This window comes from Duganella sp. sic0402 (genome assembly GCF_019219065.1).
Taxonomy (GTDB): domain Bacteria; phylum Pseudomonadota; class Gammaproteobacteria; order Burkholderiales; family Burkholderiaceae_D; genus Rugamonas.
On the sequence record NZ_JAHUWK010000001.1, the window covers coordinates 758,573 to 773,123 of the forward strand.

At 60.1% G+C, this 14,551-nt stretch carries 12 protein-coding genes; 3 read left to right on the forward strand and 9 right to left on the reverse strand.

The annotated features are described in order from the left end of the window. The first annotated feature begins 7 nt into the window (after positions 1-7). Positions 8-748, forward strand: a complete 741-nt coding sequence (locus tag KW842_RS03195; protein ID WP_218302623.1) for a class I SAM-dependent methyltransferase — start codon at positions 8-10, stop codon at positions 746-748. On the opposite strand, the gene KW842_RS03200 is transcribed toward KW842_RS03195, so the two are convergent. The 6 genes from KW842_RS03200 to KW842_RS27400 form a co-directional block, all read right to left on the reverse strand. Beyond that, complete coding sequence (locus KW842_RS03200; protein ID WP_218302624.1) at positions 735-1,889, reverse strand: hypothetical protein; 1,155 nt, start codon at positions 1,887-1,889, stop codon at positions 735-737. The two genes, KW842_RS03195 and KW842_RS03200, sit on opposite strands and share 14 nt — an antisense overlap. A 1-nt stretch (position 1,890) precedes the next feature. Further along, entirely contained in the window at positions 1,891-3,294 is a 1,404-nt protein-coding gene (locus KW842_RS03205; RefSeq protein ID WP_218302625.1) for an MBOAT family protein, read from the reverse strand. Then, the gene (locus KW842_RS03210; RefSeq protein ID WP_218302626.1) at positions 3,284-4,327 is read right to left on the reverse strand and encodes a glycosyltransferase family 4 protein; all 1,044 of its coding nucleotides are present in this window, start codon (positions 4,325-4,327) and stop codon (positions 3,284-3,286) included. Before KW842_RS03210 ends, KW842_RS03205 begins: the two co-directional genes overlap by 11 nt. Before the next feature lie 2 nt (positions 4,328-4,329). Further along, on the reverse strand, positions 4,330-5,658 hold the full coding sequence (locus tag KW842_RS03215) for an oligosaccharide flippase family protein (RefSeq protein ID WP_229223506.1): 1,329 nt from the start codon (positions 5,656-5,658) through the stop codon (positions 4,330-4,332). 71 nt (positions 5,659-5,729) lie between these two features. Then, positions 5,730-7,808, reverse strand: a complete 2,079-nt coding sequence (locus KW842_RS03220; protein WP_229223453.1) for a glycosyltransferase — start codon at positions 7,806-7,808, stop codon at positions 5,730-5,732. Between the two features lie 18 nt (positions 7,809-7,826). Further along, positions 7,827-8,000 carry a hypothetical protein gene (locus KW842_RS27400; protein WP_229223531.1) on the reverse strand — a complete coding sequence of 58 codons (174 nt, stop codon included), beginning with the start codon at positions 7,998-8,000 and terminating at the stop codon, positions 7,827-7,829. On the opposite strand from KW842_RS27400, the gene KW842_RS03225 reads away from it, so the two are divergent. Continuing rightward, positions 7,939-9,147, forward strand: coding sequence for a putative O-glycosylation ligase, exosortase A system-associated (locus tag KW842_RS03225; RefSeq protein ID WP_229223507.1), 1,209 nt, complete (start codon positions 7,939-7,941; stop codon positions 9,145-9,147). The genes KW842_RS27400 and KW842_RS03225 overlap by 62 nt on opposite strands. Then, positions 9,144-9,977 (forward strand): polysaccharide deacetylase family protein, encoded by an 834-nt coding sequence (locus KW842_RS03230; protein WP_218302629.1) that lies wholly within the window; start codon positions 9,144-9,146, stop codon positions 9,975-9,977. Before KW842_RS03225 ends, KW842_RS03230 begins: the two co-directional genes overlap by 4 nt. Here KW842_RS03230 and KW842_RS03235 read toward each other — a convergent pair. From KW842_RS03235 to KW842_RS03245, 3 genes are read right to left on the reverse strand one after another with little or no spacing between them, the layout of a single operon-like run. After that, positions 9,907-11,718, reverse strand: a complete 1,812-nt coding sequence (locus KW842_RS03235; RefSeq protein ID WP_373925123.1) for an asparagine synthetase B — start codon at positions 11,716-11,718, stop codon at positions 9,907-9,909. The genes KW842_RS03230 and KW842_RS03235 overlap by 71 nt on opposite strands. Next, positions 11,715-12,941 (reverse strand): pyridoxal-dependent decarboxylase, exosortase A system-associated, encoded by a 1,227-nt coding sequence (locus KW842_RS03240; protein WP_218302630.1) that lies wholly within the window; start codon positions 12,939-12,941, stop codon positions 11,715-11,717. The genes KW842_RS03235 and KW842_RS03240 overlap by 4 nt, the downstream gene beginning before the upstream one ends. Further along, positions 12,938-14,497, reverse strand: coding sequence for an acyl-CoA ligase (AMP-forming), exosortase A system-associated (locus KW842_RS03245; protein ID WP_218302631.1), 1,560 nt, complete (start codon positions 14,495-14,497; stop codon positions 12,938-12,940). Before KW842_RS03245 ends, KW842_RS03240 begins: the two co-directional genes overlap by 4 nt. Between the last annotated feature and the right edge of the window lie 54 nt (positions 14,498-14,551).

The window sequence follows — 14,551 nt, forward strand, 5'->3', positions numbered from 1 at the left end:
AACCACCATGTCGCTGATGCTTGATGCCCTGATTCTGCTGCTCGTTTTGTACAGCTTGTTCAAGCTGCGCCGAGCCCATCTGCTGCTCTACGATATGCGCGACCAATCGCGGCAGGATAACGTCCAGATGTTTCGTCAGCTGGAAGCGCTGCAGGGGCTGTATGCGGAACTTGACCTGGGCGCTAGCCTACCTGCGACACGCGACTGGGCAGCATCCCCGGATTTTCTGCTGGCGCTGACACGGCATGCGCGCGCTAAACAACCGTCGCTGGTGGTGGAATGCAGCAGCGGCGCGTCGACACTGGTTCTGGCGCGCTGCATGCAACTCAACGGCGCCGGCAAAGTGCTAAGCCTGGAACATGATCCGCACTACGCTGCGCAAACGCGAGCCCAACTGCGCCAGCACGGATTGCAGGATTGGGCGCAGGTGCTGGATGCGCCGTTAAAGCCGCTCATGCTGACCGGCGAATCATGGCCATGGTATGACAGCTCCGCCCTGCCCCCAGATGCCAGCATCGATATGCTGGTCATCGACGGCCCGCCGCAAGCGACACGCGAGATGGCCCGTTATCCGGCCGGACCCATGCTGTTTGAGCGGCTAGCACCGTGTGCCTACGTCTTTGTTGACGACGCTAATCGCATTGACGAACTGGAAATTCTAAGACGCTGGAAGCAGGCTTATCCAGCATTGCATCAGTCAACACTGGCCTGTGAGAAAGGCTGTGCGGTACTGATCAACGGCGGCTGACCATGCCGGTTTCAATCGGATGATCCCGATGATAGCGGCTCCGAGCCAGCCGCTGCGCAGCCTGATGCGCGGCCAGCGTCGCAGGCAGCAGTTCGACGCCAAATTGACCAGTGCCGGCGCCTGTCAGACGATCCAATATCATTCGCCCCACATTTTCGCGGTAATGCGAGGTTTCCCAGTAATTCCTCATCTCTGCCACGCCGCTGGCCTGCGGCGGATGCTCGGTCGTGATCTCGTTAAAGCCAGAAAAATCAAACACCCGCACATCGCAGCCTTGCCGACGACTGCGCTCCGCCAGCGCAGCCAGCTGGCGCTGCCAGGATTCCATTGCTGCCCACTTCCCGCTCCAGTACAAGGCATCCATGGTCATCGCATGGGTCGGATTAATGTACAAGCGCAAACCAATACCAGCTCTGCACAAGCTGGAGGCACTCAGATCCAACTCCCGCATCGCGTCCGCGGCCGGCCCCAGGCCGCGTGCGAAATCGCGCACCCGGGGCAGGATAGCGGCGCTGGTTCCGCCGAGGTTATCAATCCGGTCGCGGACGCAACGGCCATCCCGTTGTCCGTACAGCGACAGGCTAGACTGGCAAACCGCGCCAAAAGTGCCGCGCAGCAGCCGCACAGAATCCAGTGTCATATCAACGCTGATCGCTCGCTTGAGGTTGATCAGCGCGCGCCGGAGCAAATAGAACCGGTCCGTCGCCACCAGCGCACGGTCAAAGTCCGTATTACCCACTTCCAGCGAAAACGACGGCGCATCGATGCCCCAGACAACTAGCTCCAGCGGGCTGACAGCAGCGGCATGGCGCACCATTGCCGCTGCATCGCCCAAGGTGGCGCCAGACAGCGCGGCGTTGAATACTCGCCTTGGGCCGAACACCGCCGTAGCTGCCGGCAGTGCCAATTCAGTGCGAGAATTACCGACGTACAGGATTTCTGGTCTGAATCGGGCCAACGCATAAGTCTTCCCCCAAGGACTGAGTTTTTCACGGCCCGGCAGCAGCCGCTGCAAGTGCGGCGTGTTCCATTGATGTATCAGATAAGGATCGACGTAGTAGTTGAAGGCGGCCACCGGCGTGACCAGCGCCAGGCTCACGCCGCAAAAACTGCTGACATAGCTCTGCCAATCGGTACGCATATCAGAATTGAAAGTAAAGAAATTCGCTGACCCGATTCATATTCAGCAGGCAGCTCAGGAAAACCAGCGCCATCAAAGCGCCGCGCCACGTACTTGGCTGCCATTGCCTGCACTGCCCAAACAGTTGCTGCGTATTCGGCGCCCAGAAGGCCAGCGCCATGGCCACCATCAAGGCCGGAATTGCCGGCCCGCCAAAGTCGATCCAGCGGATGCCATCGAACGCCGGCTGCCAGCCCAGCCCGGCAATTTCCACCGACCAGACAGCGATTCCACGAGGCAGCGACACGCCATTACCACCGGTCAGCCCCAGCAAGATCTCTCCGGCGGTCGTCAAGTCCGGCGCGCGGAACACAACCCAGGCCAACATCACCGCCAGCAGCGTCAACCAGCGCCCCCACCAATAAGGCGCAGAGCAAGGCATCACCGTGCGCCATAGCTGATGCAGCACCAGGTAGACACCATGCAGTGCGCCCCACACAATAAAAGTCCACCCTGCACCGTGCCAAAGCCCGCCCAGCACCATCGTCAACAGCAAATTCCGATAGCGATTGAACGTCCCAGCGCGGCTGCCGCCTAGCGGAACGTACAGATAATCGCGCAGGAAGCGGGACAAGCTCATATGCCAGCGCCGCCAGAACTCACTGATATTCGCGGCCTGGTATGGCGAATTGAAATTTAACGGCAGCCGCACGCCAAACAGCAGCGACAATCCGATCGCCATATCGGAATAGCCGGAAAAGTCGAAGTACAGCTGCATGGTGTAAGCCAGCGTTCCAATCCAAGCCTCGATCAGTTGTGGCTGTGCATGCGGTTCGAATACCGGCGCCACCAATATCGAAATGGGATCGGCCAGCAATACCTTCTTCGCCAGGCCGATGACAAAAATGGAAAGGCCGAGACCAATATTCTCCATGGTAAAGCGTGCCGGGCTGTTGAATTGCGGCATCATCTCCTTGTGGTGCAGCACCGGCCCCGCGATCAGATGCGGGAAATAACTGACGAACAAAGCATACTGCGGCAGCCTGTATTCCCTCGTGCTATGACGCTGGCAATCGACCAGATAGGCAATCTGTGTAAAGGTAAAGAAGGAAATACCAACCGGCAGCACGATATTCCAGTTCTGTCCAGGCAAAAAGAAATTGGCATATTTGTAGTAGCCCAGCAACGCCAGATTGGCGCCTATCCCGAATGCCAACAGTCGCCGGTGCCGCGCGCACCAATAGTTGAACAGTATAGATCCGAGCAGCAGCGGCAGATACCGCGTGTCCCAGTAGCCATAGAAGAACAGCGACGCCAGCGCCAGCCATGCCGCGATCCAGTCCGCGCGCCAGCGCAGCAGGAAGAAGTACCCTGCCAGCACCACCGGCAAATAGAGGAACAGAAAACTGAACGAGTTAAACAGCATCGTGCAGCTCCTGGTAGCAATCCGCAATACCGCGCGCGACGCGCTGCCAGGTAAATGCCTGCACCAGGGCGCTGACCATCTCGCGCGGCGGAGCACAGGCGATGAATGCCTGTATCTCCCGGCCAAGCGCAGCCGTATCGTCCCAGCGTAGCTGTTTCAACGCGAATTCGCTGCCAGCAAGCCGGAGCGCGCTCTGGTCGGTCATCACCACCGGCGTGCCTGCTGCCAGCGACTCCAGCACTGTCAGCGGGAATACCTCGCCCTGACTCGGCAAAGCAAGCACGGACGCAGCGGCGTAGGCGCTGGCCAGCAGAGGATCGTGATGCGGCAATTGACCTAGCCAGCGCACCTTGGGCGAGGCCAGCAATTTCGCCAGATAGCCCTGATGCTGGCGTTGCGCCTGGCCGATCAACACCACCGGCAGATTCAGCCGCTCCAGCGCTCTCACCAGCCCCAGCTGATTTTTATACGGTGAAATCGCCCCCACCATCAGCACAAACGGCCCATCCAGCTGGATATGCTGGCGAAAGTGCGTCGCATCAGCGTGGAAAAAATGTTCGGCGATGCCGTTTGGCAGGACGCGTATCGCTGATGGCGCGACCTTGAAGCCCTCGATCAACGATTTTCGCTCAGGCTCGCCAAGCGCGATAACAAGCTGCGCCAGTTGCACCGCGCGCGTGGCCTGCGCATAGCTCGTCTGCACATTCCACTGCGTGAGTCTGCCTGCCAGTCCCTCCGCAACGCGCGCGCACCACGCGGAACGCTGATTCCAGCCTGGCGATACCAGCGCCGATAGCAGCACCGGTACGCCAACCTCGTTCGCCAGTTCCACCACACGGTCATTGCCATTAATTGCGGAAAAGACGTGGATGACATCAAAGCTATCGATCCGCTCACGATTGGGATCGACCAGCACCACGTCCAGTGCAGGCAATGCCAGCTGGTGCAATGCCGTGATGGTAGCGCGCACCTGTATCTGCAATCCGCCTTGGCGCTGGAACAGCATGGGATAGGAGAGGATGCCAACACGCATGACTAGCTCCTCAACAATGCCGTGGCCAATTCATGCCGGACGCAGCGGATTGCTGCCAGCCACAGCAAGGCGCACACCGCCGATGCCGCCAGCAATTGCTCGACCGGCGGCAATGGCCATGACGTCACCACCGCAGAGCCGGTCAGGCAAATGCCGGCCACCAGCGCGCTACACCATGTTGCCTCCAGCAAGGAACGGCAAGTGATGCGCGCAAAACGACGCAGATAAAAGAGCGTCAGCCCGCTGCGAATGACAGCGCCGAAGACGATCGCCCAGCCTATCCACAGCAGACCAAAAGGCGCTGCAAGCAACACAGCAAGTACGCGCGCCAACACTGCCATGGCATCCAATCGCGCCTGTGCTTGCACCTGTCCCATCGCCACGAATAAATAGCGCGCCATGCTGAACATGCTATACACAGCCGAGCCTATGCAGATGACCCGGATGACGGGCACAGCAGCGCTCCACTGATCGCCGTACAAAATGTGCACCAGCGCCGGCGCCATCAGCGCAACGAAACCGAAAAACGGCCATCCCAGCGCCGTCATATAACTCGCCGTGGTCAAGTATGCCTGACGCACATCAGCGCCTGAGCGTGCCTGCGCGGAAAACATCGGAAAAATTACCGGCGAAATCGCAGCAGTCACCAATTGATTAAAAACATTGATCACGCCCATGGCCTTGCCATAGATGGCAACCTCTGCCAGTCCAGCCACTTTGCCGATGACGAGATCCGGCGCCGCGACGCCGGCCTCGTCAACGAGCGTGCCGGTCGTTGATACGGCGCCAAACGACAGAATCTCGCGCATCCCATGCCAGGTCGGCAACCATGGCAAATCCGCCGGGCGGAAGCACAGCACGGCAATCAGCGTCGCCACTGCGCCAGCCACTGCGCCGAATGCCAGACTCAGATAGCCCCAGCCCAGTACGGCCAGCATGATGGTGGACGCCGTCTGCGTCGCGCATTGAATGGTATTAATCACGAAGATCGCCGAAAACCGCATCTGTCGCCGTAGGCAAGGCAAGGCAATCGCACTGAACGGCAACAACATAAAATTCAGCGACAGCAGCTGTAGCAGCACCTGCAAGCGCGGTTCATCATAAAACCAGGCTGCTGCATAACTTGCCGCGAAGACCAATCCCGCCAGCGACCAGCCGACCATGATGCTAACGCCCATCGCCGCGCGTAACCTGGCATCATCCAGCACTGGCGCCTGGATGATGTAGCTGCCCACGCCGAAGTCACGCAGCACTTGCGCCAGCGCCACCAGCACCGCGCCTATCGCATAGACACCCACCTCATCGGGCGTCAGCAAGCGGGCCACTACCATCGCACCCGCCGTGTTCAACACCAGCAGCGTATATTTCTCGGAAAACGAGAACACAAAGGACAGGCGCGATGTCATAGCAAACCGTCATAGAATGCGCGTACCTGCGCGCCGACCACGTCGTCGCTGTAACGCTGGACGGCTTCCGCCCGGCCATGTTTGCCCATTTCAGCGCGCCGGACTGGATCGGCAAGCAATTGTGCTACCAGATTTGCCACTGCGACAGGATCATCGGCCGGCACCAGCAGGCCGGCCCGGCTGTCGCGCAGGATATCGGCGCTGCCTGGCACATCGCTCGCCACCGCGGGCACGCCACACGCCATGGCCTCGATGGTAGCGATACCGAATCCTTCGTTACGGCTCATCAGAAGATGCACATCCAATGCCGGCATCAACTCATGCACTGCTTCGACAAATCCGGTAAATGTGATCCACGCGAGCAAGCCCGATTGCGCAGCTTGTTCGCGCAAAGCCGCTTCCAGCGGGCCTGTGCCGATCATGACCAGATGCAGGCCGGGAAATCGCTGGCGCAGCAACGAAAACACTTCAATTGCCATCGCTGGCCGCTTTTGTTCGGACAAGCGCCCGACCACGCCCATCACCAGCCCCTGCTGCGGCAACCGCAAGTGCTGACGTGCCTGTATCCGTATCGCCAGCGACGGGCGGAAACGCTGCGTATCCACCGAGTTGGGTATCACCGCCATGCGCGCATCGGACGGCAGGAATCGCTGATAAATCGCGACAAAATGCGCCATGGCAGAGGCCGATACCGCATAAATCCCGCGCACGCGGCTGAACGCCTGCTTGAGCAGTTTGTCATGCCATCCGGTAAAGCTGGCTGGAGGAAAGGCGTTGTGAACGCTGATCACTGCCGGCAGGCCACAATGCTGCGACAGCCATAACATCGATGCCCCGTAATTGGTCCAGCACAGTGCAATATGAATCAGGCTGGCCTGGAAGGCGCGCAACCTGCCCGCCGCAAACCAGCGTGCGCGTAACAGGTGCAGCTGTCGCCAGCGCCACTCACCTTCAAAGACCGGTGGCGGACTGAATTCCGCCAGCGTGATCTGCTCGCTGGCAAGGCGTCGCGCCCAGTCTTCCATGCCGTCGAAACGGCGCAAGGCCAACATGCCCGAGTAACCGGCAGCCTGTAGGTAACGCACTTCCTGCGCCATGCGCAGCTCCATGCCGCCCAGTTCACCGGAGTAGCTGGTCACGAGCACATCACACTGGCGCCGAGGCGCGCCGCGCCAAGCCTCATAAAAATAGCCTCGCAAGAATGCCAGCTCCCAGCGATGTCTGAATTTTCGTCCGATGTCGCCGCTCGCCATCGCCAAGCCCAGCGAGCCAAGCTCGACGAGATAACGCCGCAGCATCCAGCGCGGCACGCCGAGCCGCTCAGCGAACTTGCCGGCTTGCTCCTGACGATATTTGCCACGTCCGAAACGCCCAGCCTTGCGCAAGATATAATCGATGCGAACTTGATGCACACGAATCTGATGCGCTACCTTGGGCGCGCCACAAAACCATGCGGGATAGCCAGCCAGAGCCAGCCGCCGCGTGAACTCCGTCTCGCTACCCATGGCGTAGTCCGCGCCATTCGGACCGATGCAGGTGTCGAAACGATGGCCAGCAGCGAAGACCGCCGGGCGTATCGCCATGTTCGCGCCCCAAACCAGTCCGGGAAATACCGGGCCATCTGGCAGCGATGGCGATGTCAGCCCGTAGGTAAGCCCGGTAGGTATCAAGGGTTGCAGCCAGGGGGGCGGCGGCGCTTCCCAGTCCGGCAAGATGGTGCCGCCGAAGACGCTGTAGGCCGGATTGTCGATGGCGCAGGCCTGCCACTGCAATAGCCAGTCAGGCGATGGCGTTGCGTCGTCATCGGTAAAGATATACAAGGCCCCCGCTTCCACAGTGATCGCCTGTAGCGCCTGGTTCAAGGCCCGATTCTTTCCAGCTTGCGGCTCGTGCAACACCTGCAAGGGCAGCCGGCTGGCGTAGGCAGCAAGCAACTCGGCCGTGCCGTCGTTGCTGCCATTATCGACGATCAGCAAGCGCCAGCCGTCCGCTGGCACGATCAGCCGGCAATAAGCATCCAGAACCTTGGGTAAAGTTGCGCTCCCATTGCGGGTCGCCATGAGTACGGTCAACAAGCTGCTGTCTCCCCTGTTTTATGCTTGTGAGACTAAAAAGCCAGTGTACTGACAGGCTCCAGACACATCGTTGAGCTTTATCAATGACTCCATGCGCGACATACTTGTTACTCTGATCGTTTTTTCCAGCTTGCCGCTGATAATCAAAAATCCCGTCAACGGCGTGTTGATGTGGATCTGGATCAGCGTCATGAATCCGCACACGCAAGGCTGGGGCTTCGCCACCACCTTTCCGTTCGCCCAAATCATTGCGGTCATCACCCTGTTCAGCCTCGTTACCTCGCGCGCGCCCAAGTCGCTGCCGGCGTGCGGCATCACATTCACGCTGCTGGCGATGATGTTGTGGATGAACGTGACCACGCTGTTTGCGATTTTCCCTTCCGCATCGCAGGCGCAACTGGCCAAGGTCATGAAGATCATGCTGATGAGTTTGGTGACGCTGGCACTGATACGCAGCCGTGAAGACCTGCATCGCATGATTTGGGTATTGGTGATTTCGCTGGGCTTCTACGGCGTGAAAGGTGGCGTATTCACCTTGCGCGAAGGCGGCAATTTCCGCGTATGGGGACCGACAGGAACCTTCATCGGCGGCAACAATGAAATCGCGCTGGCCCTCATCATCGCGATTCCGCTGATGCACTATCTCCAGCTAAGCACCGAGCGGCGCTGGGTACGCCACGGCCTGACGCTGACCATGCTGCTAACCGGCATGGCCGCGCTGGGCTCCTACTCGCGCGGCGCACTGCTGGCGATCGCGGCAATGCTGCTGCTGATGTGGCTCAAGAGCAAAAAGAAGCTGCCAGGCGCGCTGGTCATGACACTGCTAGCGCCATTGGCACTATTATTCATGCCGGATCGCTGGACGATGCGCATGGATAGCATCGCTGATTATCAGGCGGACACATCAGCGACAGGCCGCATCAACGCCTGGCTGATGGCCTACAATCTGGCCAGGGACCGTTTCTTCGGCGGCGGCTTCGAAATCGCGGAACCATCCGTGTTTCAGCTCTACGCCCCCGATCCAGGCGCCGTCCACGCCGCGCACAGTATTTATTTCCAGGCCTTGGGTGAACATGGCTTTATCGGCCTGGCCCTGTATCTTCTGCTGGGACTGCTGACCTGGCGCTCCGCAGCCTGGGTGGTGCGCAACAGCGGCAACGATCCGGAGTTGCTATGGGCAGGCAATCTGGCCAGGATGATACAAGCAAGCCTGATCGGATTTGCCGTTGGTGGTGCTTTCCTCAGCCTGCTGTATTTCGATGTGCCCTACTACCTGATGGCGGCCGTCGTGAGCCTGCGCATATTGACGGCGCGAAAACTGGCCGAGGCCAAACGATGAACCGCCTCTCCATCCTGATCTACCACCGCGTCCTGCCCTGGCCCGATGCTTTGCTGCCCAGCCTGCCAGACGTGCGGCGATTTGATCGCCAGATGAAACTGCTGAAGCGCTATTTCGAGGTGCTGCCGGTGAGCCTGGCGATAAAGCTACTACACCGGCAAGCGCTGCCGCCGCGCGCCGCCTGCATTACTTTCGACGATGGCTACGCCGACAATGCCACCCACGCACTGCCAGTCCTGCGAAAGCACGAACTAAGCGCGGCCTTCTTCATCGCTACCGCTTACCTGAATGGCGGCCAAATGTGGAATGATGACGTGATTGCCCATGCACGCCAGGCTCGCCTCACGCCCCACGAGCTGGATGCATTGCTGCTGCAACTGAAATACCTGCCGTTTGAAGAGCGCGACAAAGCCGCGCGTGCGCTCGCGCCAGCATCCCAGGCACCACTGATGCTGACCACCGAACAAGTGCAAAGCTTGATCGCGGCCGGCATGGAAATCGGGGCACACACACACAGCCACCCCATTCTTTCCAGCATGCCGGATGCGCTGGCCATGGCAGATATCCGTCGCGGAAAAGCCGTGCTGGAGACAATAACGCAGACACCGCTCACCATGTTTGCCTATCCAAACGGAAAACCCGGCACAGATTATGACCAGCGCCATGTGCTGATGCTGCGCCAGCTTGGCTTTGATATCGGATTCAGCACGGTTGCCGGGGTGGCCTACGAAGGCAGCGACCTGCTGCAACTTCCTCGCTTCACCCCTTGGGAACCAGATCGTCTAAGGTTTCTGCTACGTTTATTGGCGCAGCGACGCGTGCTGGCGTAGCGTGATGGTGCAGCCACTGCTCCAGCATCATCAGCACCCAGACCATGGTTCCATGATAAGCCGGATGCTCATGCACATGGGTTTGCAGCAGCTGATCGATAAAACCGGCGCGCACGATGCGGCGCGACTTCAGATCGGCGAGGCTATCGTAGGCCAAGGCCCGCAAGCGCGCATCGGAAAGAAGCCATGCGCCGAACGGCATGCCGAATCCGTGCTTTTTCTTGCGCAAGATCGCCGCCGGCAAATGCTCGCGCAGCGCCTGTTTAAAGAAATAGCGCAAGCGCGTACCGCGCAGCTTGTCATCAGGGGGAAGGCGCGCGGAGAACGCTAGCATCTCATCGCTCAGAAACGGAAACGCCGGTTCCACGCCAGCCAGTTCACAGGCGAGATTCACCTTGCGTAGATCGTTGTCCGCCAGCGTGTAGTGCAAGTCCAGGGCCTGCATGCGGTTGATCTGGCTAAGGCGATCGGGTTGCCAGTAACAGTGGTTCAATTGCGCCAGCGGTGCGTCCATATCCACGACATGCAGAAAATCCGCTTCCAGCATCTGCGCCGGGCCGTAACGTGACAGCAGATTATAGCTTTCCAGCCGCGCCGGCATCGGCGCCAATGCCTGCTGCACATAGCTTCGCGCCTTGTTCAGCAGCGCTATCTCTAGCTTTCCGGCGAGTCCGAACAGTAGCGGCTCCAGCACCAACTGGCGCGCCGCAGACGGCAAACGCTCATAGCGCGAGAACACCGCCTGGCGCGCATAACGTTCGTTGCCGCCAAAAAGTTCATCACCGCCATCGCCACCCAGCAAACGTGTCACGCCGTCAGCAGCGGCTATTTGCGCACAAAAAAAAGCGGGGACGACCGACGCATTACCGAACGGCTGGTCTGCCGCCGCCGCAATGCGAGGTATGCTGTCCGCCACGTCGTCAGCGGTAAGATAGTATTCGTGGTGGTCGGTCTGAAAATGCCGGGCGGCGATGCGTGCATACACCATCTCATCGTAGCCCTCGACATCGAAGCCGATCGAATAAGTACGAGCTGGCTTTTCGAGTAGGCCCGCCAGCGTGGAACTGTCCGTTCCTCCGCTCAGAAAAGCGCCAACTTTGTCTGTCCCTTGCGCTGCGCTGCTCACCGCGCTGCGTAATGCCTGCTGAAACTGCTGCTTCATGACCGCAAATGGCAAGGCGCGTTCTTCCCGGAAGCGCATTTGCCAATATGCTCCACGCTCCGCACGCCCATGGCTATATAGCAGAAACTCTCCCGGCCCCAGGCGCTGCCGATGGCGATAAACGCTGCGCGGCGACGGTATCATGTGGAAGTAGAGATAATCGTACAGCGCCTGCGGATCCAGCTCGCCTGCTGGCAAGGAGGCGGCTGACGTGGAAAACAGCAGCTGCCGCGCATCACTCTGATAGTGCATTGCATGCACCCCGCTGCGGTCTATCGCCAGCAATACCGTTTCAGAAGCGCCATCAACCACACACAGGGCGAAATGCCCGGCCAGTTCCGCGCAAACCTGTTTGCCGCGCGCACGCCAGGCTGTCGCCAAGCGCTCAGCCAGCCTTTCGCCGCTACCATCAAGCGTCGCCGAACCGCATATCGCGGTCAGCAAGCCAGCTTGCTGATGTATGCTGACGCTGGAACCTGTGGCAGCCAGCCCTCCATCGCCGTCAAGCAGCATGCTGGCCGCGCGCAGTGGTGCCGGTTGATTACGCCCCAGTTGCAGGAAACCGCACAGGCCGCTCACACCAGCACCTCAAGCGGCGGTGGATGGCCCAGAAACGCTATCGGGCTCGCTGTCAGCCCATAGGCGCCGGACTGGAAAACCACCACCAGGTCGCCAGGCATCGCACGCGCCAGCTCAATATGCTCGGCCAACACATCCAGCGGCGTGCACAGCGGCCCGACGACAGTCGCCATTTCGCGCGGTCCCGCGCGCATGCGGTTGCCTATCGCCACCGGATAATTCTTGCGTAAGACCTGACCGAAATTCCCGGATGCGGCCAGATGGTGATGCAATCCACCATCGGTAATCAGGAATACCTGGCCATGCGAGAATTTCCTCTCCTGCACACGGCACACGTAGATCCCGCCCTCCGCGACCAGATAGCGTCCCAGCTCCAGCACCAATTGGGTCTGGGGCGATGTAGAGCAAAGCAACTGAGCTGCCGTGTGCAAGCCTTCGGCCACCGCCGCCAAGTCCAGGGCGCGCTCGCCTGGAAAATATGGCACGCCAAACCCGCCGCCGATATTCAGCATGCGCATCGGTGACGGCGCGCACTCCGCCAGTTGCAGGCTCAATTGCACACACAGACGCTGGGCTTCGCAAATAGCGCTGGCGGACAAATTCTGCGCGCCACAGAATAGATGAAAGCCTTGGAAATCCAGCCCCAGGCTCGCCATTTTTCGCAGCATGGCCGGTACACGTTGCGCATCCACACCGAATTGCCGGGCGCCGCCGCCCATTTTCATGCCAGCATGTTTCAGCTCAAATTCCGGATTAACCCGTATCGCGGCGCGCGGTGTCATCCCCAGCGCTTCACCGATGTGGGCGGCGCGCTCCATCTCCTGTTCCGACTCAAGATGCAGCAATACCCCTGCCGCCACCGCGCTGCGCAACTCGGTATCACGCTTGCCAGGACCGGCAAAGCTGATATGCGATGGCGCCATGCCCGCGTCCAGCGCGGTTTTCAACTCGCCGGACGAAGCCACATCGAAGCCGTCTACCAGTGGCGCCATCATCTGCACCAGCGCCGGCATGGGATTGGCCTTGATCGCGTAATGCACATGCACGCGCGCCGGGAGCATCTGGCGCAGCGCCGCAACGCGTGATTGGATGTGCTTGCGTTCGTAGGCATAAAACGGCGTCTGACCGACACGTTCGGCCAGCCTGGTCAGCGCAATCCCAGCGATTTGCAGGCAGTCATCCTGCACTGGAAACTGCCGCAGTTCCGCATGCGTGGCATTCATCGGCGCGCCCCCAGTTCCTGCGCCAACAGGCGGCGGTCGATCTTGCCATTCGGATTACGCGGCAAGGGCTGGGTACGTACCTCCAGCAACGCTGGTACCATATAAGCAGGCAATGCGCGCTTGCACACTGCTAACAACTCCGCACTGTCCAGTTCGTCTACCACCGCCACCAGCGCGATTGCCTGCCCCAGCATCGGATGCGGAATGCCAAACGCCGCAGCCTCGATCACCATGCCGCTTGCGTAGACTACTTCCTCGATCTCGGCCGGGCTGACGCGATAGCCGGAGGTCTTGATCATGTCATCAGTCCGTCCGATGAAATACAGATAGCCCTGGTCGTCCGCGCGTACCGTATCGCCGGACCAGACCGCCAATTCCGGAATCGGCACGCCGCTTTGCGCCGGCAAGGGGCGAAAGCGCTCGGCAGTGCGCGCCGCATCGTTCCAGTAGCCCATGGCGACCAGTGCGCCACGGTGCACCAGCTCGCCCGGCTCATCCGGCCCGCAGGGCGTGCCATCTTCGTGCAACACCAGAATCTCGGCGTTCGGAATCGCTTTACCAATCGAGCCCGGACGTTGTTCCATCTGTTCTGGCGGCAGATAAGTAGAGCGAAACGCCTCGGTCAATCCGTACATCAGATAAATGTCTGTTTGCGGCAAGACGCGGCGCAGCGCCGTAATGGTGTGCTGCGGCATGACCCCGCCGGAATTGGTGATGTAGCGCAGCCGGCGCGGATGCTTCCAGCGCATATCGGCCAGTTGTATCCACAGCGGCGGCACGCCGGCCAGGCCGGTGATGCGCTCATGATCCACGGCATCAATCACGTCGCGCAGCAGCAGATGATTGAGCAGCACTGCGCACGCGCCGACGGCAAAGGCAGTCGTCAGCTGACTCAGGCCATAATCAAAACTGAGGGGCAGCACGCACAAGATACGGTCATCCTGTGTATTATTCAAATAGACAGACACGCTGGATGCACCCGCAACCAGATTACGGTGCGACAGAATCACACCTTTCGGCTTGCCGGTGCTGCCCGAGGTGTACAGGATGGCCACCATATCAGCATCAATCCGACGATGCGGCATGCGTGGCGCTGCGGCTTGCATGCTGGCGCGCCAGGAATACAGGTGCACGCCGGGTATCGGCTCCAAGCCATCGATCGCACCGACGACAATTACCGTATGCAGGTCGGGACACCGGCGCAGCGCCTCGCCCAGTTGCGTCAACCGCTCGCGCGATGTCACAAGAATGCGCACATTGCAGTCCGCCGCGATATACGCCACCTGATCGGGCCTCAACACTGGATTGATGGGAACGAACACACCGCCAGCCGCCGCCGCGCCAAACATGGCGATGACGGTTTCCTCACACTTTTCCAGATACACCGCCAGCCGCTCGCCAGGCGCCAGATCATGGGTCAGCCAGGCTTGCGCCGCCTGCTGTACCAATCGCGCCAGCGCATGGTAGTTCAAGCCAACGCCCTGGTAGCTCAGAGCCTGCCGCTCCGGCATCTTATGCGCCGACTCGAAAATCAGTTCTTGTAGAAGTTGCGCCATGAGCGTGGGCCTGGAAGGTAGACGGTCCTCCATCATCAGGACAAACACCGACAC